At 58.7% G+C, this 20,846-nt stretch carries 18 protein-coding genes; 11 read left to right on the forward strand and 7 right to left on the reverse strand.

Annotated elements, in window-relative coordinates:
- Positions 1–91: 91 nt before the first annotated feature.
- A complete protein-coding gene (gene uvrB / locus INR77_RS12540; protein ID WP_223071370.1) occupies positions 92–2,287 on the forward strand; it encodes an excinuclease ABC subunit UvrB in 2,196 nt (731 codons plus the stop codon).
- On the forward strand, positions 2,284–2,853 hold the full coding sequence (locus INR77_RS12545) for a hypothetical protein (RefSeq protein ID WP_223071371.1): 570 nt from the start codon (positions 2,284–2,286) through the stop codon (positions 2,851–2,853). Before uvrB ends, INR77_RS12545 begins: the two co-directional genes overlap by 4 nt.
- Here the strand turns inward: INR77_RS12545 and INR77_RS12550 are convergent.
- Positions 2,839–4,947, reverse strand: a complete 2,109-nt coding sequence (locus INR77_RS12550) for a protein-disulfide reductase DsbD (RefSeq protein WP_255573777.1) — start codon at positions 4,945–4,947, stop codon at positions 2,839–2,841. The genes INR77_RS12545 and INR77_RS12550 overlap by 15 nt on opposite strands.
- A gap of 99 nt (positions 4,948–5,046) precedes the next feature.
- Here INR77_RS12550 and INR77_RS12555 point away from each other — a divergent pair, with 99 nt between their 5' ends.
- Positions 5,047–6,276 carry an FAD-dependent monooxygenase gene (locus INR77_RS12555; protein WP_223071372.1) on the forward strand — a complete coding sequence of 410 codons (1,230 nt, stop codon included), beginning with the start codon at positions 5,047–5,049 and terminating at the stop codon, positions 6,274–6,276.
- Between the two features lie 4 nt (positions 6,277–6,280).
- On the opposite strand, the gene INR77_RS12560 is transcribed toward INR77_RS12555, so the two are convergent.
- The 3 genes from INR77_RS12560 to hemC all read right to left on the reverse strand — a co-directional run bounded on the left by INR77_RS12560 (position 6,281) and on the right by hemC (position 8,922).
- On the reverse strand, positions 6,281–7,225 hold the full coding sequence (locus INR77_RS12560) for a hypothetical protein (RefSeq protein WP_223071373.1): 945 nt from the start codon (positions 7,223–7,225) through the stop codon (positions 6,281–6,283).
- A 72-nt stretch (positions 7,226–7,297) separates the two neighbouring features.
- Positions 7,298–7,966 carry a uroporphyrinogen-III synthase gene (locus INR77_RS12565; RefSeq protein WP_255574020.1) on the reverse strand — a complete coding sequence of 223 codons (669 nt, stop codon included), beginning with the start codon at positions 7,964–7,966 and terminating at the stop codon, positions 7,298–7,300.
- A gap of 20 nt (positions 7,967–7,986) precedes the next feature.
- On the reverse strand, positions 7,987–8,922 hold the full coding sequence (gene hemC / locus INR77_RS12570) for a hydroxymethylbilane synthase (RefSeq protein ID WP_255574021.1): 936 nt from the start codon (positions 8,920–8,922) through the stop codon (positions 7,987–7,989).
- A 63-nt stretch (positions 8,923–8,985) separates the two neighbouring features.
- On the opposite strand from hemC, the gene tsaD reads away from it, so the two are divergent.
- The 8 genes from tsaD to INR77_RS12610 all read left to right on the forward strand — a co-directional run bounded on the left by tsaD (position 8,986) and on the right by INR77_RS12610 (position 17,468).
- Positions 8,986–10,041 carry a tRNA (adenosine(37)-N6)-threonylcarbamoyltransferase complex transferase subunit TsaD gene (tsaD, locus tag INR77_RS12575; RefSeq protein WP_223071375.1) on the forward strand — a complete coding sequence of 352 codons (1,056 nt, stop codon included), beginning with the start codon at positions 8,986–8,988 and terminating at the stop codon, positions 10,039–10,041.
- The gene (locus tag INR77_RS12580) at positions 10,038–11,051 is read left to right on the forward strand and encodes an NAD(P)H-dependent glycerol-3-phosphate dehydrogenase (protein ID WP_223071376.1); all 1,014 of its coding nucleotides are present in this window, start codon (positions 10,038–10,040) and stop codon (positions 11,049–11,051) included. The genes tsaD and INR77_RS12580 overlap by 4 nt, the downstream gene beginning before the upstream one ends.
- Positions 11,052–11,137: 86 nt before the next feature.
- The gene (locus INR77_RS12585) at positions 11,138–12,634 is read left to right on the forward strand and encodes a lipopolysaccharide biosynthesis protein (RefSeq protein WP_223073560.1); all 1,497 of its coding nucleotides are present in this window, start codon (positions 11,138–11,140) and stop codon (positions 12,632–12,634) included.
- 110 nt (positions 12,635–12,744) lie between these two features.
- The gene (locus tag INR77_RS12590; protein ID WP_223071377.1) at positions 12,745–14,490 is read left to right on the forward strand and encodes a von Willebrand factor type A domain-containing protein; all 1,746 of its coding nucleotides are present in this window, start codon (positions 12,745–12,747) and stop codon (positions 14,488–14,490) included.
- A gap of 93 nt (positions 14,491–14,583) precedes the next feature.
- Positions 14,584–15,168: a helix-hairpin-helix domain-containing protein gene (locus tag INR77_RS12595; protein WP_255573778.1), complete on the forward strand. Its 585-nt coding sequence runs from the start codon at positions 14,584–14,586 to the stop codon at positions 15,166–15,168.
- An 89-nt stretch (positions 15,169–15,257) separates the two neighbouring features.
- Positions 15,258–15,614 carry a response regulator gene (locus INR77_RS12600; RefSeq protein WP_223071378.1) on the forward strand — a complete coding sequence of 119 codons (357 nt, stop codon included), beginning with the start codon at positions 15,258–15,260 and terminating at the stop codon, positions 15,612–15,614.
- Between the two features lie 199 nt (positions 15,615–15,813).
- On the forward strand, positions 15,814–16,461 hold the full coding sequence (gene maiA, locus INR77_RS12605; protein WP_223071379.1) for a maleylacetoacetate isomerase: 648 nt from the start codon (positions 15,814–15,816) through the stop codon (positions 16,459–16,461).
- A complete protein-coding gene (locus INR77_RS12610) occupies positions 16,458–17,468 on the forward strand; it encodes a fumarylacetoacetate hydrolase family protein (protein WP_223071380.1) in 1,011 nt (336 codons plus the stop codon). The genes maiA and INR77_RS12610 overlap by 4 nt, the downstream gene beginning before the upstream one ends.
- Before the next feature lie 10 nt (positions 17,469–17,478).
- Here the strand turns inward: INR77_RS12610 and fghA are convergent, their stop codons facing one another.
- The 3 genes from fghA to ald all read right to left on the reverse strand — a co-directional run bounded on the left by fghA (position 17,479) and on the right by ald (position 20,712).
- Positions 17,479–18,315, reverse strand: a complete 837-nt coding sequence (fghA, locus tag INR77_RS12615; protein ID WP_223071381.1) for an S-formylglutathione hydrolase — start codon at positions 18,313–18,315, stop codon at positions 17,479–17,481.
- Positions 18,315–19,421, reverse strand: a complete 1,107-nt coding sequence (locus INR77_RS12620) for an S-(hydroxymethyl)glutathione dehydrogenase/class III alcohol dehydrogenase (RefSeq protein ID WP_223071382.1) — start codon at positions 19,419–19,421, stop codon at positions 18,315–18,317. The genes fghA and INR77_RS12620 overlap by 1 nt, the downstream gene beginning before the upstream one ends.
- A gap of 205 nt (positions 19,422–19,626) precedes the next feature.
- Complete coding sequence (gene ald, locus INR77_RS12625; protein WP_223071383.1) at positions 19,627–20,712, reverse strand: alanine dehydrogenase; 1,086 nt, start codon at positions 20,710–20,712, stop codon at positions 19,627–19,629.
- Positions 20,713–20,846: the final 134 nt, after the last annotated feature.

Below are 20,846 nucleotides of genomic sequence, written 5' to 3' on the forward strand. Positions count from 1 at the left end.
CGAGTAATTCCTTCCCTCATTGCGTTGAAGAGGGGAATAGAGTGCGCAAGCGCGCTTCACAACAGCCATATTGGGCACCATATCTGTGCCTATGAGTGAGTTAGTCATCAGACGCGGGCTGGAAGAGCCTGAAACAGGCGAAGATTTCACCCCGCACCGCCCGGCGCGGCCTGAAAAGTCGATGCCGGGCAAGCCGTTCAAGCTTGTCTCCGATTACCAGCCCGCTGGCGACCAACCCACCGCTATCGCTGAACTCGTGGCGGGCGCGCGTGAGGGTGAGCAGACACAGACGCTTTTGGGTGTGACGGGTTCAGGCAAGACCTTCACCATGGCCAAAGTAATCGAGGAATTGCAGCGCCCTGCCCTGATCCTTGCGCCAAACAAGATCCTTGCCGCGCAATTGTATGGAGAGATGAAAAGCTTCTTTCCCGAGAATGCGGTCGAGTATTTCGTCAGCTATTATGACTATTACCAACCCGAAGCCTACGTCCCGCGCTCGGACACCTATATCGAAAAAGAGTCGAGCGTAAACGAGGCCATCGACCGGATGCGCCACTCGGCAACGCGCGCACTGCTTGAGCGCGATGATGTGGTGATCGTTGCCTCTGTTTCGTGCCTTTATGGTATCGGCTCGGTTGAGACATATTCGGCGATGATCTTCGACATCAAGAAAGACGAGAGCGTCGACCAGCGCGAGCTTATCCGAAAGCTCGTCGCGCTTCAGTACAAGCGCAATGATGCTGCTTTCACACGCGGGTGCTTCCGCGTTCGCGGCGACAATCTTGAGCTCTTCCCAAGCCACTATGAAGACATGGCATGGCGCATCAGCTTTTTTGGCGATGAGATTGAAGAGATTGCCGAATTTGATCCGCTAACGGGCAAAACCGGCGCAAAGCTGGACAAGGTTCGGGTCTATGCAAACTCGCACTATGTGACGCCGGGTCCGACCATGAAACAGGCGAGCGAGGCGATCAAATTCGAGCTTGCCGAGCGTTTGAAGGAGCTTGAGGCCGAGGGTAAATTGCTCGAACATCAACGCCTTGAACAACGCACCCATTTCGACCTGGAAATGATTGCCGCAACCGGCTCGTGCAACGGGATTGAGAATTATTCGAGGTTCCTGACCGGACGCCTTCCGGGGGAGCCGCCGCCAACGCTGTTCGAATATCTACCCGAAAATGCCCTCCTCTTCGTCGATGAAAGCCACCAAACCGTGCCGCAGATCGGCGCGATGGCGCGCGGGGACCACCGCCGGAAAATAACGCTCGCCGAATATGGTTTCCGCCTGCCAAGCTGCATCGACAACCGCCCGCTTCGTTTCAACGAATGGGACGCGATGCGCCCGCAAACTTTCTGTGTCTCGGCCACTCCGGGTCCGTGGGAGATGGAGCAAACGGGCGGCGTGTTCGCAGAACAGGTCATCCGCCCCACTGGCCTGATCGATCCGCCGGTCGAAATTCGCCCGGTCGAAGATCAGGTGCAGGACTGCATCCAGGAATGCCTTGCGACCGCCAAACAGGGCTATCGCACTCTCGTCACTACACTCACCAAGCGCATGGCCGAAGACCTCACCGAGTTCATGCACGAGGCGGGCGTGAAGGTCCGCTATATGCACTCCGACGTTGAGACGCTGGAGCGCATCGAGCTTATCCGCGATCTTCGGATGGGGGTTTACGACGTCCTCATCGGCATCAACCTGCTGCGCGAAGGCCTCGACATTCCCGAATGCGGCCTCGTGTGCATTCTGGACGCCGACAAAGAGGGCTTCCTGCGTTCTGAAACCAGCCTTGTCCAAACCATCGGGCGCGCCGCGCGTAACGTTGATGGCCGCGTGATCCTTTATGCCGACCGCATCACGGGTAGCATGGAGCGCGCGATGGCCGAAACCGACCGCCGCCGCGAAAAGCAAAAGGCCTATAACGAAGAACACGGCATCACCCCGCAAACGATCAAACGCGACATCGCCGACATCGTGGCGCACACCGCGTCTCAGGATGGGGTCACGGTCGAGACGGGCGATGATGAGGTCAACAATCTCGTCGGCCATAATTTGCGAAGTTATATCGAAGACCTCGAAAAACGGATGCGCGATGCGGCGGCCAACCTTGAATTTGAGGAAGCGGGACGCCTGCGCGACGAAATCCGGCGGCTCGAAAACGACGAGCTGGGCCTCCCCGACGACCAGAAGAAAGCGCCGCGCGTGGGCCGCAGCAACGAAGGCAAACCGGGCACGCGTAAAACCCGCTATGGCAAAACGCGATACAAGCGGATGGGTGGTAAACCTTGAGAAAAATCATCTTCGTAACCGCGTTAGCCGCTACCGCTTGCAAACCGCCTCCTACTGATGCGGATATGCTGCGCGAGGTGCCAGAGGCTAAAGATTTTGCCTCCGCCCCGCTGCCCTCTCCGGATGTGACGGGCGCATTATGGGCAGTTAGTCAGACAACGGAAAACCGGCTGATCTACGGCGTTCCTGGTGAAGCTTCGCTGATCGCGCTTGAGTGCACGGGCTCCTCAATCCAGATCACCCGCAATTCGCCTGCTGATGAGGGCGCGGGTGCGATGCTGGCATTGGTCGGGAATGGCCATATCGGGCGGCTTCCCGTCGATGCGACACGGATGGGCGGCAGATATTTCTGGGTCGGCGAAGTGCCGGCGATGAGTGATGTGTGGGAGCCGCTCGCAGGCCCGCGCGAGCTGATTGCAACGGTTCCAGGCGCTGGCACGGTGGAGCTTCACCCCAGCCCTCTTCCCGGCGCGCTCATTGAGGCTTGCCGCGCGGGCGAGCCTTTTGATCCTGCTTCGCTTGGCGAACCTGAAGAACCTGAAGACGAGCCCTCAACGGCTCCTTGAAGCCCGCTCGGTCAGCATTTCAGGGGTCAGAACCTGCGGCAATTGCTCCGCCTCTGCGCCCGGTTCGTACCACAGGTAGAGCGGCACTCCCGCCGCGCCTTGCTCGGTCAGAAATTGCGTAATCTCTTCATCACGCACGGTCCAATCACCGACAATTGCGACGACGCCCGCCTCATCGAAGGCCTCTGCGGTCGCCTCGCGCTCAATCGCGACGCTTTCGTTGACCTTGCAGGTGACGCACCAATCGGCGGTGAACCATACGAAGACGGGCTGGCCGGTGCTGCGCGCCTCGGCGAGAGTTTCTCGGCTGAAGGCTTGGGGTTCGAGCAAAGATGCGGAGAGGTCGCGGGCCTCAGGCGCATAGCTTGAGGGAAGCGCGAAGGCTCCGAAAATCAGGAAGGGCGCCGCGACAAGACCAAAGGCTGGCCACGCCATCTTGCCCGCCTGTTGCAGCCGTCCGACCACGAACAGCGCCAGCACGATGCCGAAGAGCATCACCAGCGCGAACAGGCCAAAGCCGCGTCCGCCAAGCTGAACCGTGAGCCAAAGCAAAGCCATTGCGGTCAAACCCATCGGGATTGCCATGGCGCGGCGGAAGGTGTCCATCCATGCGCCGGGTTTGGGCAGGCGCTCGCGGATCGCGGGGACGAAACCGATAGCAAGAAACGGCAGTGCAAGCCCCAACCCCAACATCGCAAACAACAATAGCGCCAGCGGCGTTGGCAAGAGAAGCGCGGCTCCCAATGCAGCTGCCATAAAAGGTCCGGTGCACGGCGTTGCTGCGATAGCGGCAAGGAGCCCCGAGGCAAAGGCGCTGCGGCCCTGCCCGCTGCCGGTGTCGACGCTGGGCAGCTCGAAAATGCCTGCAAAATTCATGGTGATGACCGTGGCCAGCACGAGAAGCAACACCACCACCGATGGGCTCTGCAATTGAAACGCCCAGCCCACTTGCTCTCCCGCCGCGCGCAATGCGAGCATAATGCCGCCAAGCGCAACGCAAGCCAAAACCACGCCAGCGGTATATGCCAACCCTTCCGCCTTGGCCTCTTTTTCGCTCCCACCAGCGCGAGCCAGCGAAAGCGCTTTGAGGCTCAGGATCGGGAAGACACAGGGCATTATGTTGAGGATGAGCCCGCCCACGAGCGCGCCCAAGATTAGCGTCCACAAAGGGGGCGTTACCCCATCGGAGCTGTTCATGGTGATGATCCGTTCACCGCTAACGGCGACCTCTCCTGCCTCCGCGACAAAGCGCACGCCTGTCTCATCGCCAAAGGAGAGAATGCCTTCAACCCGCTCCACTTCGCGCGAGCCAAACTCATTCAACGCAATTTCGACCACCAGTCTATCGCCATCGCGCCAAAAGCTTTGAAACGGTGCGTAATCGACCAGCTGTGTGTTAGCGATGAAGACGTAAGGATCGGACAGTTCCACACTTTCGGGAAGCGGAATACCAAGGCGCAAAACCTCGCCATCAATCGAAAAACGCGCAGCCGCATCCAGTAGAGGGGCGACTTGCGCGCGCCATTTGGCAAAATCGCCGCCAGATGCCCCCGCTTGCCCCGCGCTCAAAACCGCGCCTTGGGGCACGCAAATCTCGTCGGTGCAGGCGAGATATTCAACAAGGCCGGTCACGCTCGGTACGCCCTCAATCACCGCGTCTGCGGGCACTTCCACTGGCACGAGGACTGTATATTCGCCCTCGTAAATATGGTTCATCAGGTCAGCGATGAGCAGTCGCTTGGGAACAGAATAGAGCGGCTCACCCGCCTCCCAGCCTTGCGGAAGATCAAGGGTCAGCTGCATCCCCAGCCCCGCATCACCGGGGTTTTCCCAATAGCCATGCCATTCCGGCGCGCTTGGGGTGAAGCGCAGCGCCAGCATCCATGTCTTACCCGCTTTGGGTACGCCATCGGCGAAAAGATCGACTGAAATCCGATCATCGCCAGCCCGTTCGATCCGGGTGAGCGCACGCTCACGTTCGGCCTGCGCATCTTGCGCGAAAGCCGCCACGGGAAACGCGAGCAACGCCGCAATCGCGAGCATCAACACGCGAACCCATGCATGGCGCACAAGATGAGATGCAGCGAATGTCACGGAGTTTGGCTTGCCTCTGCGGTTTTGGTGTACCAAGTGAGTGCTCTAGCGAGCTAAATAGTCTTCGCAAAGAGCAGTTAAAGAGTTACACGAGCGACCATGAGCACATCAGCCGAAACCGAAACCCGCGATCTCCTCATTCTGGGCGGGGGCCTTGTCGGGATGGCTCTTGCGCTTGCGGCGGCAAAGCAGGGTATTTCCAGCCATGTGATTGACCGCGCGGATCCGGCTGAGCTTACCAAGGAAGGCTTTGACGACCGCGCGACCGCGATTTCAACCGCAAGCTGGCACTTGTTCGAAAACATCGGAATTGCCGATTATCTGGAACCCTTCGCCTGTGACATTGCAAGCATTGCGGTGACCGATCAGAATAAACCGGGTCGCCTCGATTTCACGCCTGAACCGCATAAGGGCACATTGGGACGCATGTTCCCCAATCGCCGGTTGCGCTTGGCGCTGTTCGAGGCTGCGGCTGAGGAACCGCTAATCCATTGGGTGGCCAAGGCCGAAATAGCGGAGCGGGAACGCAGCGAATTTGGCGTTGCCGCCGTGCTTGAAGATGGGCGTAAACTCAAAGGCCGCTTGATGATCGCTGCTGAAGGGCGTCAGTCGCCCACGCGTGACGGCGCAGGGATCACTATCGCCAAATGGGATTATAAACACCGCGCGATTATCGCCGGGCTCACCCATTCAAAGCCGCATAACAATGTCGCGTGGGAAATCTTCTACCCCGCTGGGCCATTTGCCCTTCTGCCGATGAACGATGACGCCGATGGCACTCACCGATCCAGCCTCGTGTGGACAGTGTCGGAGGAAGACGGCAGGGGCGTCACCAAGCTTGGCGACAGAGCCTTCATGGCCGAGGTGCAAAAACGCATGGGCGATTGCCTTGGCGAAGTGACCAGCGTTGGCGCGCGGTCAAGCTATCCGCTGGGCTTCCACCACACGGCAAAGATTACCGCAGAGCGCCTCGCTCTGATTGGCGATGCAGCGCACGGTATTCACCCGATTGCGGGGCAAGGCTTGAACCTCGGCCTTCGCGATGTGGGTGCGCTTGTGCAAGTCCTGGTCGAAGGCGCGCGCATCGGGCTTGATCCGGGCGATGCGGAAGTCCTCAAACGCTATGAGAACTGGCGCGGGCTCGACAGTTTTATGGTGGCGCTGGCAACCGATGGCCTCACCCGACTGTTTGGGGTTCCCACAGGGGCGGCAAGTGCGGTGCGGCGCCTTGGCATGGCAGCGGTTCAGCGCACGCCCATGCTCAAGACATTTTTCATGGATGAAGCGCGCGGCGTCTCAGGTGATCTGCCGGAATTGCTAAAGGCTTGAAAGCCTATTCCTCGCGGTCAATCGGGCTTGGTTGATTGACCACATTGCCCGCCCCATCACGCAGCCCGCTCTGGTCGAGCACGGCAGCGGTTTCGATCACTTCAAGCGCTTCCATCGCGGCCTTGTACCGTTCCGCATCGGCGATCCACGCCTCAGCCTGCGCTGCGCCGGGCATTCCTTTGATCTCATCAATCGCGTTTTGATAACGGCCCTGTTCCAAGGCAATGCGCGCGCGTTCAAGCCTGAGTTCAGGTTGCGGCGAAGGAGTGCTTTCGCGCCGCACGACAAAAAGCTCGCCCAGCTCACGCTGGATCCGCTCCCAGCTGATCCCCTCGTCCTGCTTGACCAATTGCGGAGCCAATCCGTCAAGCCGCGCAGTGAGATTGTCAATGCGCAGGGGATCGCGGCTAAAGGCAATGATTGTGCTCACCGCATTGGGCCATTGGTCAGAAAACCTGAGGCGCAATTGGTCGGCGAGATAGCCAAGTTCCGCCCCGCGTTCGACCGCGCGCCTTGTGGCAAAGGCAATCAGCAAGCCTTCCGCTCGCGCCGCATTTCCTGCAGCCGCCTGCGCTTGAAGGTCAAGACGCGCCAAACGCTGTTCAGCGGCAGCAAGTCGCTGGTCTATGCCGCCTTGCTGATCGACAACACCGCGCACAACCTCGGCTGCGCCTTCGGTGTCGCCTTCTTCCAATGCGGCAACAGCTTGCGCCAGTGGCGTAGGTGATGCTGAGGCAGCGGGGCTTTCCGGTAACTCACCGTCAACCGGCTGTGCAACGGGCAATTCAGGCGCAACAGGTGCGGCGACAGCGGCCGGTTCATCCGGTTGCAGATTATACCACACAATATAACCAACAAGCGCCCCGCCAAATCCGAAAGAGGCCATAGCGGCGAACAAAAACCGCCCCGTCGAGGCTGGCTTTCTGCGGCTGCCAAATTTTGAGTCCATACCAAGATTACCTTGCCTGCCCGTTCTTACGATTTCTCCGATCCTTATGGAGAAAATGCGGGTTCGTTACATCTATATGCACACCGAACGCGCCAATTCCAACATTGCGAGGTCATTTGGGGTAGGAGAGACGTGGATATTCGCCCATCCTTGCCCGGCAGCTTGAGCCACTCTCGGGCCGATCACGACCAGTTGGATGCGATCACGGTGAAGCGCCAAACGACGAGCTTCGGCATCAAACTGGCGCGCAGCGGCGGCAGAATGGAGAAGCACGGTGAGCCCCAATTCCTGGAGCGCGCGCAAGGGTTCAGGAAGTTCCAGCGGTACAGCTTCATAAGTGATGGCAGTTTGAATGGTGATCCCATCAGGAGCCTCAAGCGGCACGTGTTCGGCCCCCGCGAGCCGCAAAAGACGCGTGTCAGCGGGCACATTATTCAAGACATTCTGCAAGCCGCCTGCGCCGCTGTCTGCCACTTCGAAGCCAGCTTCGCGTGCAGCGCTCGCTGTGGTGGTTCCGACGGCATAGACAGGCTTATCAGTGAGCTTCGCCAGAGCCTCGCCTGCGTGACGAAAGACATTGGCGCTGCCGATCAGGAGAGCGTCCAATTGAGCCGGATCAGGGCAGTGCCAAGGGACAGGGCGAATTTCAAACAAGGGATAGCCGACCGCGTTCAGCCCCATGTCTTCAGCCGCCCCAAGCGTCGCACCAAGGCCCGGCTCCGGGCGAACCACAAGGATCATTGAGCCCACCAGCAAGCGCCCTAGGACGCGCCGCCAAAATGCTCAGCGATGCCGGGGGTTGCGCGGCTGAGGAGGTCTTTGGCAAGCGCTCTGACGGGTACAAGGTCCAATGGATCGAACATCGCCTCCCCTTCAATGCGCTCGCTGCCATCGGGGCTAAACAAGGCTGCGCGCATCGTCAGCCCCTCGCTGCCCGGTCGGCACAGTACCGCGACCGGCGAATGACACGTGCCGCCAAGCTCAGCCAATAGCGCGCGCTCTGCCTCAAGCTCTGCGCGCGTTCCATGGTCATCAATCGCCGCGAGCGCCGCTTTGGTGCTTGCATCATCCGCGCGGCATTCAAGCGTAATCGCGCCCTGCGCCGCAGCGGGTATCCATTCGTCAACTTCCAAAGGCGCGCCCACCTCGCTTTGGCCCAATCGTTCCAGCCCGGCAGCGGCCAGAAACGTCACATCCGCCTCGCCCGCTTCAAGCTTTCCAAGCCGGGTTGCGACATTTCCTCTGAAAGTCACAACGCTGCAATCGGGGCGAAGGTTCAAAAGCTGCGACGCGCGGCGCGGAGCCGAGGTACCGACAACTGCGCCTTTTGGAATATCAGCAATGCTCGCTGCGCCCACCAGACAATCGCGGCGATCAGCGCGCGGCAATACCGCGCCAAATTCAAACACATCGGGCCGGATCGTCTCCACGTCCTTTGCCGAATGGACCGACACATCAATACGCCCCTCGGCAAGCCACACATCCAATTCCTTGGTCCACAGCGCCTTGCCGCCAATCTCTGCCAGTGGCCGGTCGAGAACCTTGTCCCCGCTTGCCAGAACAGGCACCAATTCAACTTGCGTCTCAGCCCATCCATGCGCTGCGCACAGGCGTTCGCGCGTCTCATAAGCTTGCGCCATGGCAAGCGGTGAATTGCGTGTGCCAAGGCGCAGCTTCACCGCGCCTTCATCTTGAATACTCACCAATCATATCTCCCGTCATGCTTGCTCTAGCGGGCACACACACTAGATGGAAGCGCCATGAGCTCACGCCCGCATATAGTATTGGGGATCGAATCCTCCTGCGATGAAACCGCAGTGGCGCTGGTTACGTCTGATCGCCGTATTCTGGCAGAACGGATTGCGAGCCAGGAAGAAGAGCACGCGCCTTATGGCGGGGTCGTGCCCGAAATAGCCGCGCGCGCTCATGCCGAGCGGCTTGCCCCCATGCTCGAAGCGGTATTGAATGACGCCGGGATAAAATTGGCCGATGTGGACGCGATTGCTGCAACCGCCGGGCCCGGGCTGATCGGCGGGGTGATGGTGGGTCTTGTCAGCGGCAAGGCTCTGGCGATGGCATCGGGGAAACCGCTGATTGCGGTCAACCACCTTGAGGGCCATGCGCTGTCGCCGCGTCTCGCGGATGAAAGCCTTGGGCTTCCCTATCTCCTGCTGCTGGTTTCAGGCGGGCATTGCCAAATTCTGAGCGTCGAGGGCGTTGGCACATACCGCCGCCTTGCCACCACGATTGACGATGCTTTGGGCGAAGCGTTTGACAAGAGTGCAAAGATACTGGGCCTTGGCTATCCCGGCGGGCCCAAGGTCGAGGCGCTGGCATTGGAAGGCAATGCCAAGGCGGTGCCCCTACCCCGGCCTTTGAAGGGCTCAAAGGAACCGCACTTCTCCTTTGCCGGGCTTAAAAGCGCCGTGCTTCGTGCGCATGAAAGCGGCGAACACGCACCCGCCGACATCGCCGCCAGCTTCCAACAGGCCGCGATCGACTGCCTTATCGATCGCCTTCAAAAAGCGCTCTCCACCGCAGGCCCTCACCCCGCCCTTGTGGTCGCAGGGGGCGTTGCTGCGAACAAGGCCGTGCGCGGCGCATTGGAAGAGCTTGCCAGCCGCCACGCCATGCAATTTGTCGCACCGCCGATGAAACTATGCACCGATAATGCAGCGATGATTGCCTGGGCGGGTTGCGAGCGCCTTAGTGCCGAGCCTAGTTTTGCAGGCGATCCGCTGGACTTGAAAGCAAGGCCGCGCTGGCCGCTTGATCCAGAAGCAGAGCCGGTGCGCGGGGCAGGAGTGAAGGCATGACAACACAGCCAGCCATTGGCGTTATCGGCGCAGGAGCATGGGGCACGGCGCTTGCGCAAATGCTGAGCAGTGATGGGCGCAAGGTGTTGCTGTGGGCGTATGAAGCCGAGGTCGTCGATGCGATCAATAATCAACATGGCAACCCGCAATATCTGCCCAGCGCCAAGCTCTCACCCAGCATCCGCGCAACTGGTGATCTATCTGACTTTGATGATATTGACATCGTGCTCGCCGTAACGCCAGCGCAAGTGCTTGGCCGCGTGCTCGAAGGGCTCACCATGCCGCCCCAAGACTTGGTGCTTTGCTCCAAAGGAATTGAGGCGGGCACCGGCCGTTTAATGAATGATGTCGCACGCGCAGCGTCACCGGGAAGCCAGATTGCGGTGCTGTCCGGTCCCACATTTGCGCATGAGGTCGCAAGCGGCCTTCCCACCGCTGTCACACTGGCTTGCGAAGGGGGCCGCGCACAATGGGAACGGCTTTCGCCTGCCATCGCGCGCCCTGCTTTTCGCCCCTATTATTCCGACGATGTAACAGGCGCAGAGATTGGCGGCTCGATCAAGAACGTGCTCGCCATCGCTTGCGGGGTGGTCGATGGGCTTGGCCTTGGCCAGAACGCACGCGCCTCGCTGATCGCGCGCGGCTATGCTGAAATGCTGCGTTTTGGCGAGGCGTTGGGCGCGCAAGGAGAGACGCTTGCTGGCCTGTGCGGGCTTGGCGATTTGGTGCTCACCTGCTCTTCCACCTCAAGCCGCAATTTTTCGCTGGGCAAGGCGCTTGGCGAAGGAAAAAGCGCTGCTGAATTGATGGCCGACCGCACCACGGTGGCCGAAGGCGCGCATACAGCGCCCGTTCTCGCCTCACTTGCGAGCGAGCGAGAGATTGCCATGCCGATCGTAACAGCCGTGAACGCCATCCTCGACGGCGAAGCGCCGCGCGATATCGTGGCTCAGCTTCTCGCGCGGCCCCTCACCGCTGAAACCATCGGCGACCAGGCGGACCTGGACTAGGCAGACAGGGATTGAGCACGCTACCGCCTTCGAGCGCATCGGCACCTGCCGCGCCCCCTCCGCCGCCTGATAAGGGCGGGGATGATATGGCGACGCTTGCCAAAGGCGGGCGCACCAATACGCTTGGCTTTATCCTGCGCTTGCTTGGCGGGCTGCCGTTTCTGTTCGTGGGGTTTCGCCTTTACGGCGTGGATGAGATGGGCAAATTCGCCGCCGCTTTTGTGGTGGTCGAAATTTTCGCGCTGATTTGCGCGCTGGGTGAGAAACGCGGGCTTGCACAGCGCCTCACCGAAGGCATTCAGGACGAGGAGGACACGCCAGCAAACCTTGTGTTTGACGCTATGCTCGTCTCGCTGGTGTTTTCAGGGCTCGCCTGCCTTCTCCTGATCGCTTTTCCGGTCATTATATTCCCCAGTGGGGTGAGCAGCCCCTTCGATATGTGGATGATCGCGGCCATCCCTGCCTTTGCGCTCACCGAAATTCTTCTGGCTGCTCAAGCCTATAAATACGACATCGCAACCACGGTAAGAGCTCGCGCGCTGGTCGAGCCATGGGTGAAATCCATTCTCGTCGCCGCGCTTTTCTTCGTGCCAGCGCTTTCAAGCGGCGGGATTGCGCTTGCCTTTATCGGCGCGATTTACGCTGCATTCTTCACCGCGCTGTGGTCTTTCTTAAGGACGTACGGCCTGCCCAAATCATGGCGTCCGCGACCGCGTTATCTGGCCAAGATGACATCGCGCGCCTTCCCGCTGATCGGGGCCGATGTGATTGAGCGCGGCACGCGGCTCCTCGATGTGTTCCTGCTTGGCCAGTTCACATCCTCTGGCACAGTCGGCATCTACTGGTTTGCCAAGGAAGTCGTGAGCCTGCCGCAAAAGCTCAAAACCAGTTTCGAGCCGATCCTTGCGCCTGTCATCACCAAGAACCTGAAGACCGGCAATATGGAAGCGATTGCTGCACAAGTGCGCCAGGTTGGCTTTTGGATTATCGCCTTGCAATTTGGCATCGCATTGACGCTGGCGATCCCGGGTGAAGGGGTGATGGGGCTTGGCGGGCCAGCGATTGTCGGTGGCACGGGCGCGCTGGCGATATTGCTCGCCGCCGAAGTGATCGCTTCTATGGCGGTCGTCTCGGAAAGCGTGCTGGTTTATATTGCACGCAAAAGGAACCTTGCGATTTCCGTGGTCGTGATCACCTTGCAAGGCGCGCTAACGGTGGGGTTCATCCTCTTGGCGCAGCACCTCGGCTATCCCGAAGGATTTCAGGCAGCGGGCGCAGCAGCCGCCCTGTTTGTTTCGCTTGGCGCGGCAAGTTTCATCAAGGCAGCTGTTCTCAAAACGCTTTTGAAAGCACCGGTTTCGAACCTTCGCTGGGCGCTTGTCTGGGCGGCGGCTCCTGCGGTGATCGTGGGTTTCCTCTTCACCCGCTACACGCCTGAATGGGTCGAGCTTTTGATCGGTGGCCCGGCTATCATGGCGACTTATATGTGGGTCATATGGAAGCGCGGTTTCGACGAAGCGGACAAGGTGCTTTTTCGCAAGAAAGTGGTGCCTGATGAAGCACCTGAAAGCCTCGTGCCTTAAGGTGTAACGATCCGCTCGTCGGCACAGATTTCACTCCCCAAACACAATGTTCAGTCAACATTCACGGCCAATCGATGAACTTCACCACGGGTTATCCAAGGGGAGTTTTTATGCGTTTGGCGAAGTTGAGTGGACTGGCTGCTCTTAGCCTTCTGGTGGTTGGATGCGCGCAGCAAAGCGGCGATCTGACAAGCTCTGGCAATTCTGCTGGTGACAGGGTGGCCGATGCGCCGCCTCCTCCGCCACCGCCCCCTCCCCCGCCTCCTCCGCCACCGCCACCTTCGCCGACGTCCAGTTCCGACACGGTCGTTGTCACCGGTTCGCGTATCCGATCTGGCAAGCAGGAAAGCGCCGTTCCGATTACAGTCGCACCGCAGGCCTCCCCCAGCTATGGGACATCTGACCTGATGCGGGTTGGCCCGGTGGTCGTGCCTGGCGATCCGGGCCGCGAGCGCTATGACGGCGAGGAAGTCTCTCCTGTCAAACTGACCAATGCAGAACCTGTCAGCACCTTTAGTGTGGATGTCGACACCGGCGCCTATGCCAACACGCGGCGCTTCCTTCGCCAAGGCAATTTGCCGCCGCGCGATGCAGTGCGCACAGAGGAATTGGTCAATTACTTCCGCTATGATTACGAGCGGCCCACGGACACATCCGTGCCCTTCACCACCAATATCGATGTTGCCAAGACACCGTGGAATGATGACACTTACCTCATGCGCGTCGGGCTTCGCGGCTATGACATTGCGCGCGAGGAACGCCCGGCAGCTAACCTTGTCTTCCTGATGGATGTGTCCGGCTCAATGGGCCGCCCGGACAAGCTTCCGCTCGTTAAAACCGCATTGTCTGGTCTTGCAGGAGAACTCGGCGAAAACGACCGCGTCTCTATCGTGGTCTATGCGGGCGCTGCCGGCCTCGTGCTTGAGCCTACCAATGACACCGCCAAAATCCGCCGCGCACTCGACACCCTCAATGCAGGCGGATCAACCGCAGGCGGGGCAGGGATCGAGCTTGCCTATAACATTGCCGAAGACAACTTCATCGAAGGCGGCGTAAACCGCGTGATCCTCGCGACCGATGGCGATTTCAATGTCGGCGTTTCCAACCGCGATGCTCTGGTCGAAATGGTCGAGAAAAACCGCGACCGAGGCATCACGCTCACGACACTCGGCTTTGGCACGGGCAATTATAACGAAGCCCTGATGGAACAGATCGCCAATCACGGGAACGGCAATTACGCCTACATCGACAGCGCTCTGGAAGCGAAGAAGGTGCTGGGCGATGAGATGAGTTCAACCCTTTTCACCATCGCCAAGGATGTGAAGATCCAGGTCGAGTTCAACCCTGCTGTCATCAGCCAGTACCGCCTCGTCGGCTATGAAAACCGCGCGCTTCGCGAAGAGGATTTCGACAATGACAAGGTTGATGCAGGCGATATTGGCGCTGGCCACCAAGTGACTGCAATCTATGAAGTCGTGCCTACGGGCGCTAAGGGCTGGATTGCACCGCGCCGTTATGAGGATCAGCCAGCGCGCGCTGCGAATGACCGCGTTGCCGAGGCTGCGAACGTCAAGCTGCGTTATAAGCTGCCCAAGGGCACGACCTCGCGCCTCATTGAAAAACAGGTGATGGCGAACGCCTTCACTACCGCACGCGCACCAATGGGCGATTTCGCCTTCGCCGCAGCGGTCGCCGCCTATGGGCAATTGCTTCGCGGCGATGAGTTGATGATGGACTTTTCCCATGATGATGTGGGCAAGCTTGCCGGGCGTCAGAACAATTTCTGGCGGCAGGAATTCCTAGAGCTCAACGCCCTTGCAGGCGCCGCAAATCCAAGCGCGCGCGGCGGGGGATAAGCTCGCTCTACAGCTAGGGGCTACCCCTTGCCCCGTTCATCCTGCTAAGGCGCTGGAAATTCAATTTTCCACGCCTTACAGGAATGAACATCCATGACGATGCCTGCGACTTTTCAAGAAGCTCTCCCCCTAATTCTGCTCGGCCTTGCGCTTTTGGTCGTGCTGTTTGTCATTGTGCGTTCTTCGCGCAAGACGAAGATCATCGACAAGGTGGAAGGCGATGTCCTTGACGAAGGTGCGAGCCCGGCGGCCCGCAATCAGGCGCTGATCGATGCGCCGCGTTCGGTTGAGAATACGCTTGGCGAAAGCTCCGCTGCCGCCAATGCCGATACGCTTGCCGCAGCGACCGCTTCCGCCGATGCGGAAGCCGGCCCGCCAATCGCGCCAACCAAAGCAGCACCAGATGAGCTCAAAGAAACCGCTTCATCCGCAGGCGAAGCAGATGACCTGAAACGCATCAAAGGCGTAGGGCCCAAGCTTGTGAGCCTGCTCAATGAACAAGGCATCACAACCTTTGCGCAGATCGCTGCGTGGAGCGATGAAGATGTGAAACGTATCGATGCGACTCTGGGCCGTTTCAGCGGGCGCATTGAACGCGATCAATGGGTTAAACAGGCAAAACTCCTTAGCGCAGGCGACGAGGATGGCTTCGCTAAAACGTTTGGAAACAATGGCTAACAAGGAATATCGGATTTGATTTAGGTCAAGCGCCGATATTCTGATATAGTCATCACCTACGGGGTCAGAATCGAACGGGGAGGCGCGCTATGGGCCAAAGGATTTTGATTGCCGAAGACGAGGCCATTTTGGCCTATGATCTTGCTGAAACCGTCGAAGCTGCTGGTTACCGCGTCGAAGGCCCTCACCCGGGCATTTCGGATGCAATGTACGCGTTTCAAAAGGAAAAGCCCGATCTTGCCATCCTCGATGTGGAACTGAGCGATGGCAATGTCTTTTCCTTTGCCCGCAAGCTAAAGGCTGAAGATGTGCCGGTGATCTTTCACACTGGCAGTCTCTCCCAACGGGAGATCACGGACCGTTTTCCTGATGCGATTGTTCGCATAAAGCCGTGCCCTCCTACCAGTATACTTGACGCTGTTGGCGAGGCGTTGGAAGCGCAATAACGCTGGGCACCGCCAGTAAGTTTCAATTGAAACCATTGCTTTGCTGTCCTACATAAGGGCCTGCGCCTTATGGGGACACGATGAGCTTTACCGACCGCCTTTTCCCCTGCATTCAAAGGCGTTTTGCAGGTCCAAGGGTATTCCGCCTCTGGACAGTGTCTCAAGTGTCTCAAACTGGCGCTGGAAGAGAGGGAAACGGGTGAAACTTCACGGCTATTTTCGCAGTTCGACAAGCTACCGATTGCGCATCGCATTGGAGCTTAAAGGCATCGAATATGAGAATGTGCCGGTCAATCTCCTCAAATCTGAGCAGAAGGACAAAAGCTTCACCTCGCAAAACCCGTTTGGCAGCGTGCCCTTGCTTCAAGCCGATGGCCGCGACCGTGCACAAAGCATGGCGCAGATTGAATGGCTTGATGAAGCCTATCCTGAGCGTCCCCTCCTCCCTGCTAATATAGAAGATCGCTTCACCGCGCGCGAGCTTGCCTATGCAATAGCGACAGAGCTTCACGCGCCTTTGAACCTGCCTGTCTTGAAGTATCTCAAGGACGAATACGGCAAGTCGCAAGACGAGATCGCGTCATGGTATCGCCATTGGCTCACCCGAACTCTTGTGCCCGTTGAGGCGCGGCTTGCACAGCTTGGCACAGGCGATTTCCTGTTCGATGCGCCCGGCTTTTTTGAAGTCGTCCTGCTCCCGCAGATCGCCAATGCACGGCGGTTCGACTTCGACTTTAGCGATAGCCCGCATATAACCCGCATCGAGGCCGCCTGCCTTGCTCTGCCAGAGTTTCAGCGCGCTCACCCTGACAATCAAATCGACAATCCTGAGAGGACCGCTCAATGAAGCTTGCAACCCTGAATGATGGCACACGCGACGGCAAATTGGTGGTGGTTTCCAAAGACCTCACCCGGTGCTGCGCGGCAGGCTATATCGCGCCGACCATGCAGGCCGCTCTCGACAATTGGGAACGGGTTGCACCTGAACTTCAATTGCTGGCCACCGATGTCGAACACGAGGCGGTGCCGTGTGAACGGTTTCACGAACGGCAAGCGCACTCGCCGCTTCCGCGCGCCTATCAATGGGCCGACGGCAGCGCCTATATCAATCACGTTGAATTGGTGAGGAAAGCCCGGAACGCGGAGGTGCCTGAAAGCTTTTATCACGACCCGTTGATGTATCAGGGCGGCTCGGACAGCTTCCTGCCGCCGCGCGCCGACATCCCACTGGGCGACACCGCATGGGGCTGCGATATGGAAGGCGAAGTGGCTGTGATCGTCGATGACGTTCCGATGGGCGTCTCGGTTGAGGATGCGGCCTCTCACATCAAGCTGATTATGTTGGTGAACGATGTGAGCCTTCGCGGCCTTATCCCGGGCGAGCTTGCCAAGGGCTTTGGCTTTTTCCAGTCGAAGCCATCGAGCGCGTTCAGCCCGGTTGCGGTGACGCCTGATGAGTTGGGCGATGCGTGGCGCGACAATCTCGTGCACTTGCCGTTGATGGTGGATTACCGGGGCGAACCGTTTGGGCGCGCTGAGGCGGGCGTGGATGCGACCTTCAACATGGCGCAGCTTGTGGCGCACGCGGCGAAGACGCGGCCCCTTTGTGCAGGCTCGATCATCGGCTCTGGAACCGTATCGAACAAGGGTAGCGATGGCGGTCCGGGCAAACCCGTTGCCGAAGGCGGCCTTGGCTATTCCTGCATCGCCGAAATCCGCATGATTGAGACGATTGCCAATGGCGAGCCGTCAACACCGTTTATGTCACCGGGTGACACGGTGAAGGTCGAAATGCGCGATAAGGACAACCACTCCATCTTCGGCGCGATCGAGCAGACGGTTGTTCAGAGTTAGGGTCTTAGCCTTACGCCTTCAGCCGCTCTGCGTGCCATGCGATATGATCGGCCATGAATGTCGAGATGAAGAAATAGGAGTGGTCATAGCCCTCCTGCATCCGAATTTCGGCACTGATGCCAGCCGATGAGCACACGTCTTTCAAACGATGGGTTTGCAACTGTTCTTCAAGGAAATTGTCAGCCAGCCCCTGATCCACAAGGATTTCGTGCACCCGCTCACCGTCTTCAATAAGAGTGACTGCATCATATTCGCGCCATGCGGCCTTATCCTCGCCCAAATAACGCCCGAGCGCTTTCTCTCCCCAAGGAACTTGGGATGGGGCAACAATCGGCGCGAACGCGCTGACTGATCGAAAGCGATCTGGATTACGCAATGCAATCGTCAGCGCCCCATGCCCTCCCATCGAATGGCCAGTGATCCCTTGGCGCGCGATGTCGATTGGGAAATTCGCAGCGATGAGCGAGGGCAGTTCATCCTCGATATAGCTGCGCATCTGGTAATGCTGCGCCCAAGGCTCCTCTGTCGCGTTGACGTAAAACCCGGCACCTTTGCCAAAGTCATACTCATCCTCAGCGTCCGGCACATCGTCGCCGCGCGGACTTGTATCAGGAGCGACGAGAATAATCCCGTGCTCGGCACAAGCTGCACGATATTCGCCCTTTTCCATGACATTGGCATGGGTGCAGGTGAGACCCGAAAGATAGGTCAGCACAGGCAGCCGCTCGTCCGGCTCATGGTCCGGCACGAAGACCGCGAAGGTCATAGTCGTGCCCGTCGCTTCAGAAGCGTGCGAGCAAACCCATTGCGTTCCCCCATGTGAGCGCGTTTGAGAAAGCGTCTCCATCAAAAGACAACAACGCTGCGAATGCTTTCGCCTGCGTGCATCAAATCAAAGCCCTTGTTGATCTCTTCAAGAGACAGGCGGTGGGTAATCATCGGATCGATCTCGATCTTGCCGTTCATGTACCAGTCGACAATCTTGGGCACATCACTGCGGCCCTTTGCCCCACCAAACGCGGTCCCGCGCCAATTGCGTCCGGTCACTAGTTGGAATGGACGGGTCGAGATTTCCTTGCCCGCCTCGGCGACGCCAATGATGATGCTGGTGCCCCACCCTTTGTGACAGCACTCCAGAGCATCGCGCATGACATCGGTGTTGCCGGTGCAATCGAACGAATAATCCGCCCCGCCATCGAGCATCTCGACCAGATGCGCGACGACATCGGAGGTTTCTTTCGGGTTCACGAAATCGGTCATGCCGAATTTCTCACCCCACTCGCGTTTCGACGGATTGATATCGACGCCAACAATGCGGTTTGCGCCTGCCATTTTCGCACCTTGGATGACATTAAGGCCAATCCCGCCAAGACCGAAGACCACCACATTGTCGCCTGGCTGAACCTTTGCGGTGTTGGTCACCGCGCCAACGCCGGTCGTGACCCCGCACCCGACATAGCAAGTTGTGTCAAAGGGGGCGTCCTCACGGATTTTCGCAACAGCAATCTCTGGCAAAACGATAAAGTTCGAGAAAGTCGAGCAACCCATGTAGTGGTAAATAGTCTCGCCCTTATAACTCATGCGTGATGTTCCATCAGGCATCAGCCCTTGGCCCTGAGTCACGCGGATCGCTTGGCACAGATTGGTCTTGCCAGATAGACAGAACTTACACTTCCCACACTCCGGCGTGTAGAGTGGGATTACGTGATCGTCTGGAGCAACCGAGGTGACGCCGGGGCCCACTTCGCGCACTACGCCGCATCCTTCGTGGCCAAGAACGCTTGGGAAAATCCCTTCGCTATCAAGCCCGTCCAAGGTGTATGCATCGGTATGGCAAATGCCGGTCGCCATCAATTCGACCAGCACTTCGCCAGCCTTTGGCCCTTCGAGGTCAAGCTCAACGATCTCAAGCGGTTTTTTGGCTTCAAAAGCGACGGCAGCTCTGGTTTTCATGGACGTTCTCCTTGCTTGCCCATCCATTGGACAACAGGAGAAACGGGGTCAACGCCTAATCTAAGGCGCTAATCTCACAACCAGATCAAAGCAGTGCGGGCGGCGGAGTGCCGCCCCCTTGAACTGTGGCAGTCGCAACTTTGATGGTATTACTGCGCTGCAAAAATAGTATCAGCGAAAGCGACCCGCACTCACCTGTGAAAGGTCAAAACCCCAAGCTTTCAGACACGACCGAATTGGCAATTTTGCCCTTATGGACATTCAGGCCGAGCGCGAGGTGCGGATCATCGGCGCAAGCTTTCTCCACGCCCTTGTTCGCGAGCGCCAACCCGAACGGCAGCGTCGCATTGTTCAGCGCATAGCTCGACGTGTGTGGCACCGCGCCGGGCATATTGGCGACGCAATAGTGAATGACATCGTCGACAAGGTAAGTCGGATCTTCGTGCGTTGTCGGCTTCGACGTTTCAAAACACCCGCCTTGGTCAATCGCGACATCGACCAGCACCGCGCGGTGCTTCATCAGGCCGAGCATTTCGCGCGAAACAAGACGCGGCGCGCTCGCTCCGGGTACAAGAACGGCGCCAATAACAACGTCTGCCTGTGTGATCGCGTCTTCGATCGTGCCTGCATTGGAATAACGCGTGGTTGCACGGCCTTGGAACATATCATCAAGCTCGCGAATACGGGGAAGCGAGCGATCGAGGATTTCAACGTTCGCACCAAGACCCACTGCCATGCGTGCGGCCTGTGTCCCGACGACGCCCCCACCGATCACCACGACTTTCGCTGGTAGTACCCCGGGAACGCCACCCATTAGAATGCCGCGCCCGCCATTATTGGCGTGACTGGAATGTGCGCTGGCTTCGATTGAGAGGCGACCTGCCACTTCGCTCATCGGGGCAAGCAGCGGGAGCGAGCCATCGGGTGCGGTCACAGTCTCATAGGCCACGGCCGAAACACCGCTTTCCATAAGGCCTCGTGCTTGATCGGGGTCGGGTGCCAAGTGGAGGTAGGTAAAGAGGATCTGATCTTCGCGAAGTTGCACCCATTCGGATGGCTGCGGCTCTTTCACCTTCACGATCATTTGAGCCGATGCGAACACTTCTTCAGCGGTATCGACAATCGTCGCGCCAATTGCACGATAGTCGTCATCGGTCTTGCTGATGCCGAGCCCCGCCCCGGTTTGCACCATAACCTGATGACCGGCCGCGATATACTCGCGCGCAGCCTCCGGCGTGAGGCCAACTCGGTATTCGTGGTTTTTGATTTCCTTGGGCACACCGACGAGCATTGCTATCTCCACTTTGTAAAGGCGAAGCGCATAATACAAGCAAACTTGCGGATAATCCCGGCGAAGTTACGATTGCTTGGACTGGTTGTTGCAGCTATCCTGCATCATTCAATCAAAAAACGCTGGAACCTTGC

Origin of the sequence: Erythrobacter sp. SCSIO 43205 (assembly GCF_019904235.1) — a bacterium.
Classification (GTDB): Bacteria; Pseudomonadota; Alphaproteobacteria; order Sphingomonadales; family Sphingomonadaceae; genus Erythrobacter.

What these genes read in the sequence shown, in the direction of transcription:
- uvrB (WP_223071370.1), top strand. Translation starts at nt 92, where the DNA reads ATGAGTGAGTTAGTCATCAGACGCGGGCTGGAAGAGCCTGAAACAGGC.
- INR77_RS12555 (WP_223071372.1), top strand. Translation starts at nt 5,047, where the DNA reads ATGAGCACATCAGCCGAAACCGAAACCCGCGATCTCCTCATTCTGGGC.
- INR77_RS12560 (WP_223071373.1), bottom strand. Translation starts at nt 7,225, where the DNA reads ATGGACTCAAAATTTGGCAGCCGCAGAAAGCCAGCCTCGACGGGGCGG.
- INR77_RS12565 (WP_255574020.1), bottom strand. Translation starts at nt 7,966, where the DNA reads ATGATCCTTGTGGTTCGCCCGGAGCCGGGCCTTGGTGCGACGCTTGGG.
- tsaD (WP_223071375.1), top strand. Translation starts at nt 8,986, where the DNA reads ATGAGCTCACGCCCGCATATAGTATTGGGGATCGAATCCTCCTGCGAT.
- INR77_RS12580 (WP_223071376.1), top strand. Translation starts at nt 10,038, where the DNA reads ATGACAACACAGCCAGCCATTGGCGTTATCGGCGCAGGAGCATGGGGC.
- INR77_RS12585 (WP_223073560.1), top strand. Translation starts at nt 11,138, where the DNA reads ATGGCGACGCTTGCCAAAGGCGGGCGCACCAATACGCTTGGCTTTATC.
- INR77_RS12590 (WP_223071377.1), top strand. Translation starts at nt 12,745, where the DNA reads ATGCGTTTGGCGAAGTTGAGTGGACTGGCTGCTCTTAGCCTTCTGGTG.
- INR77_RS12595 (WP_255573778.1), top strand. Translation starts at nt 14,584, where the DNA reads ATGACGATGCCTGCGACTTTTCAAGAAGCTCTCCCCCTAATTCTGCTC.
- INR77_RS12600 (WP_223071378.1), top strand. Translation starts at nt 15,258, where the DNA reads ATGGGCCAAAGGATTTTGATTGCCGAAGACGAGGCCATTTTGGCCTAT.
- INR77_RS12610 (WP_223071380.1), top strand. Translation starts at nt 16,458, where the DNA reads ATGAAGCTTGCAACCCTGAATGATGGCACACGCGACGGCAAATTGGTG.
- fghA (WP_223071381.1), bottom strand. Translation starts at nt 18,315, where the DNA reads ATGGAGACGCTTTCTCAAACGCGCTCACATGGGGGAACGCAATGGGTT.
- INR77_RS12620 (WP_223071382.1), bottom strand. Translation starts at nt 19,421, where the DNA reads ATGAAAACCAGAGCTGCCGTCGCTTTTGAAGCCAAAAAACCGCTTGAG.
- ald (WP_223071383.1), bottom strand. Translation starts at nt 20,712, where the DNA reads ATGCTCGTCGGTGTGCCCAAGGAAATCAAAAACCACGAATACCGAGTT.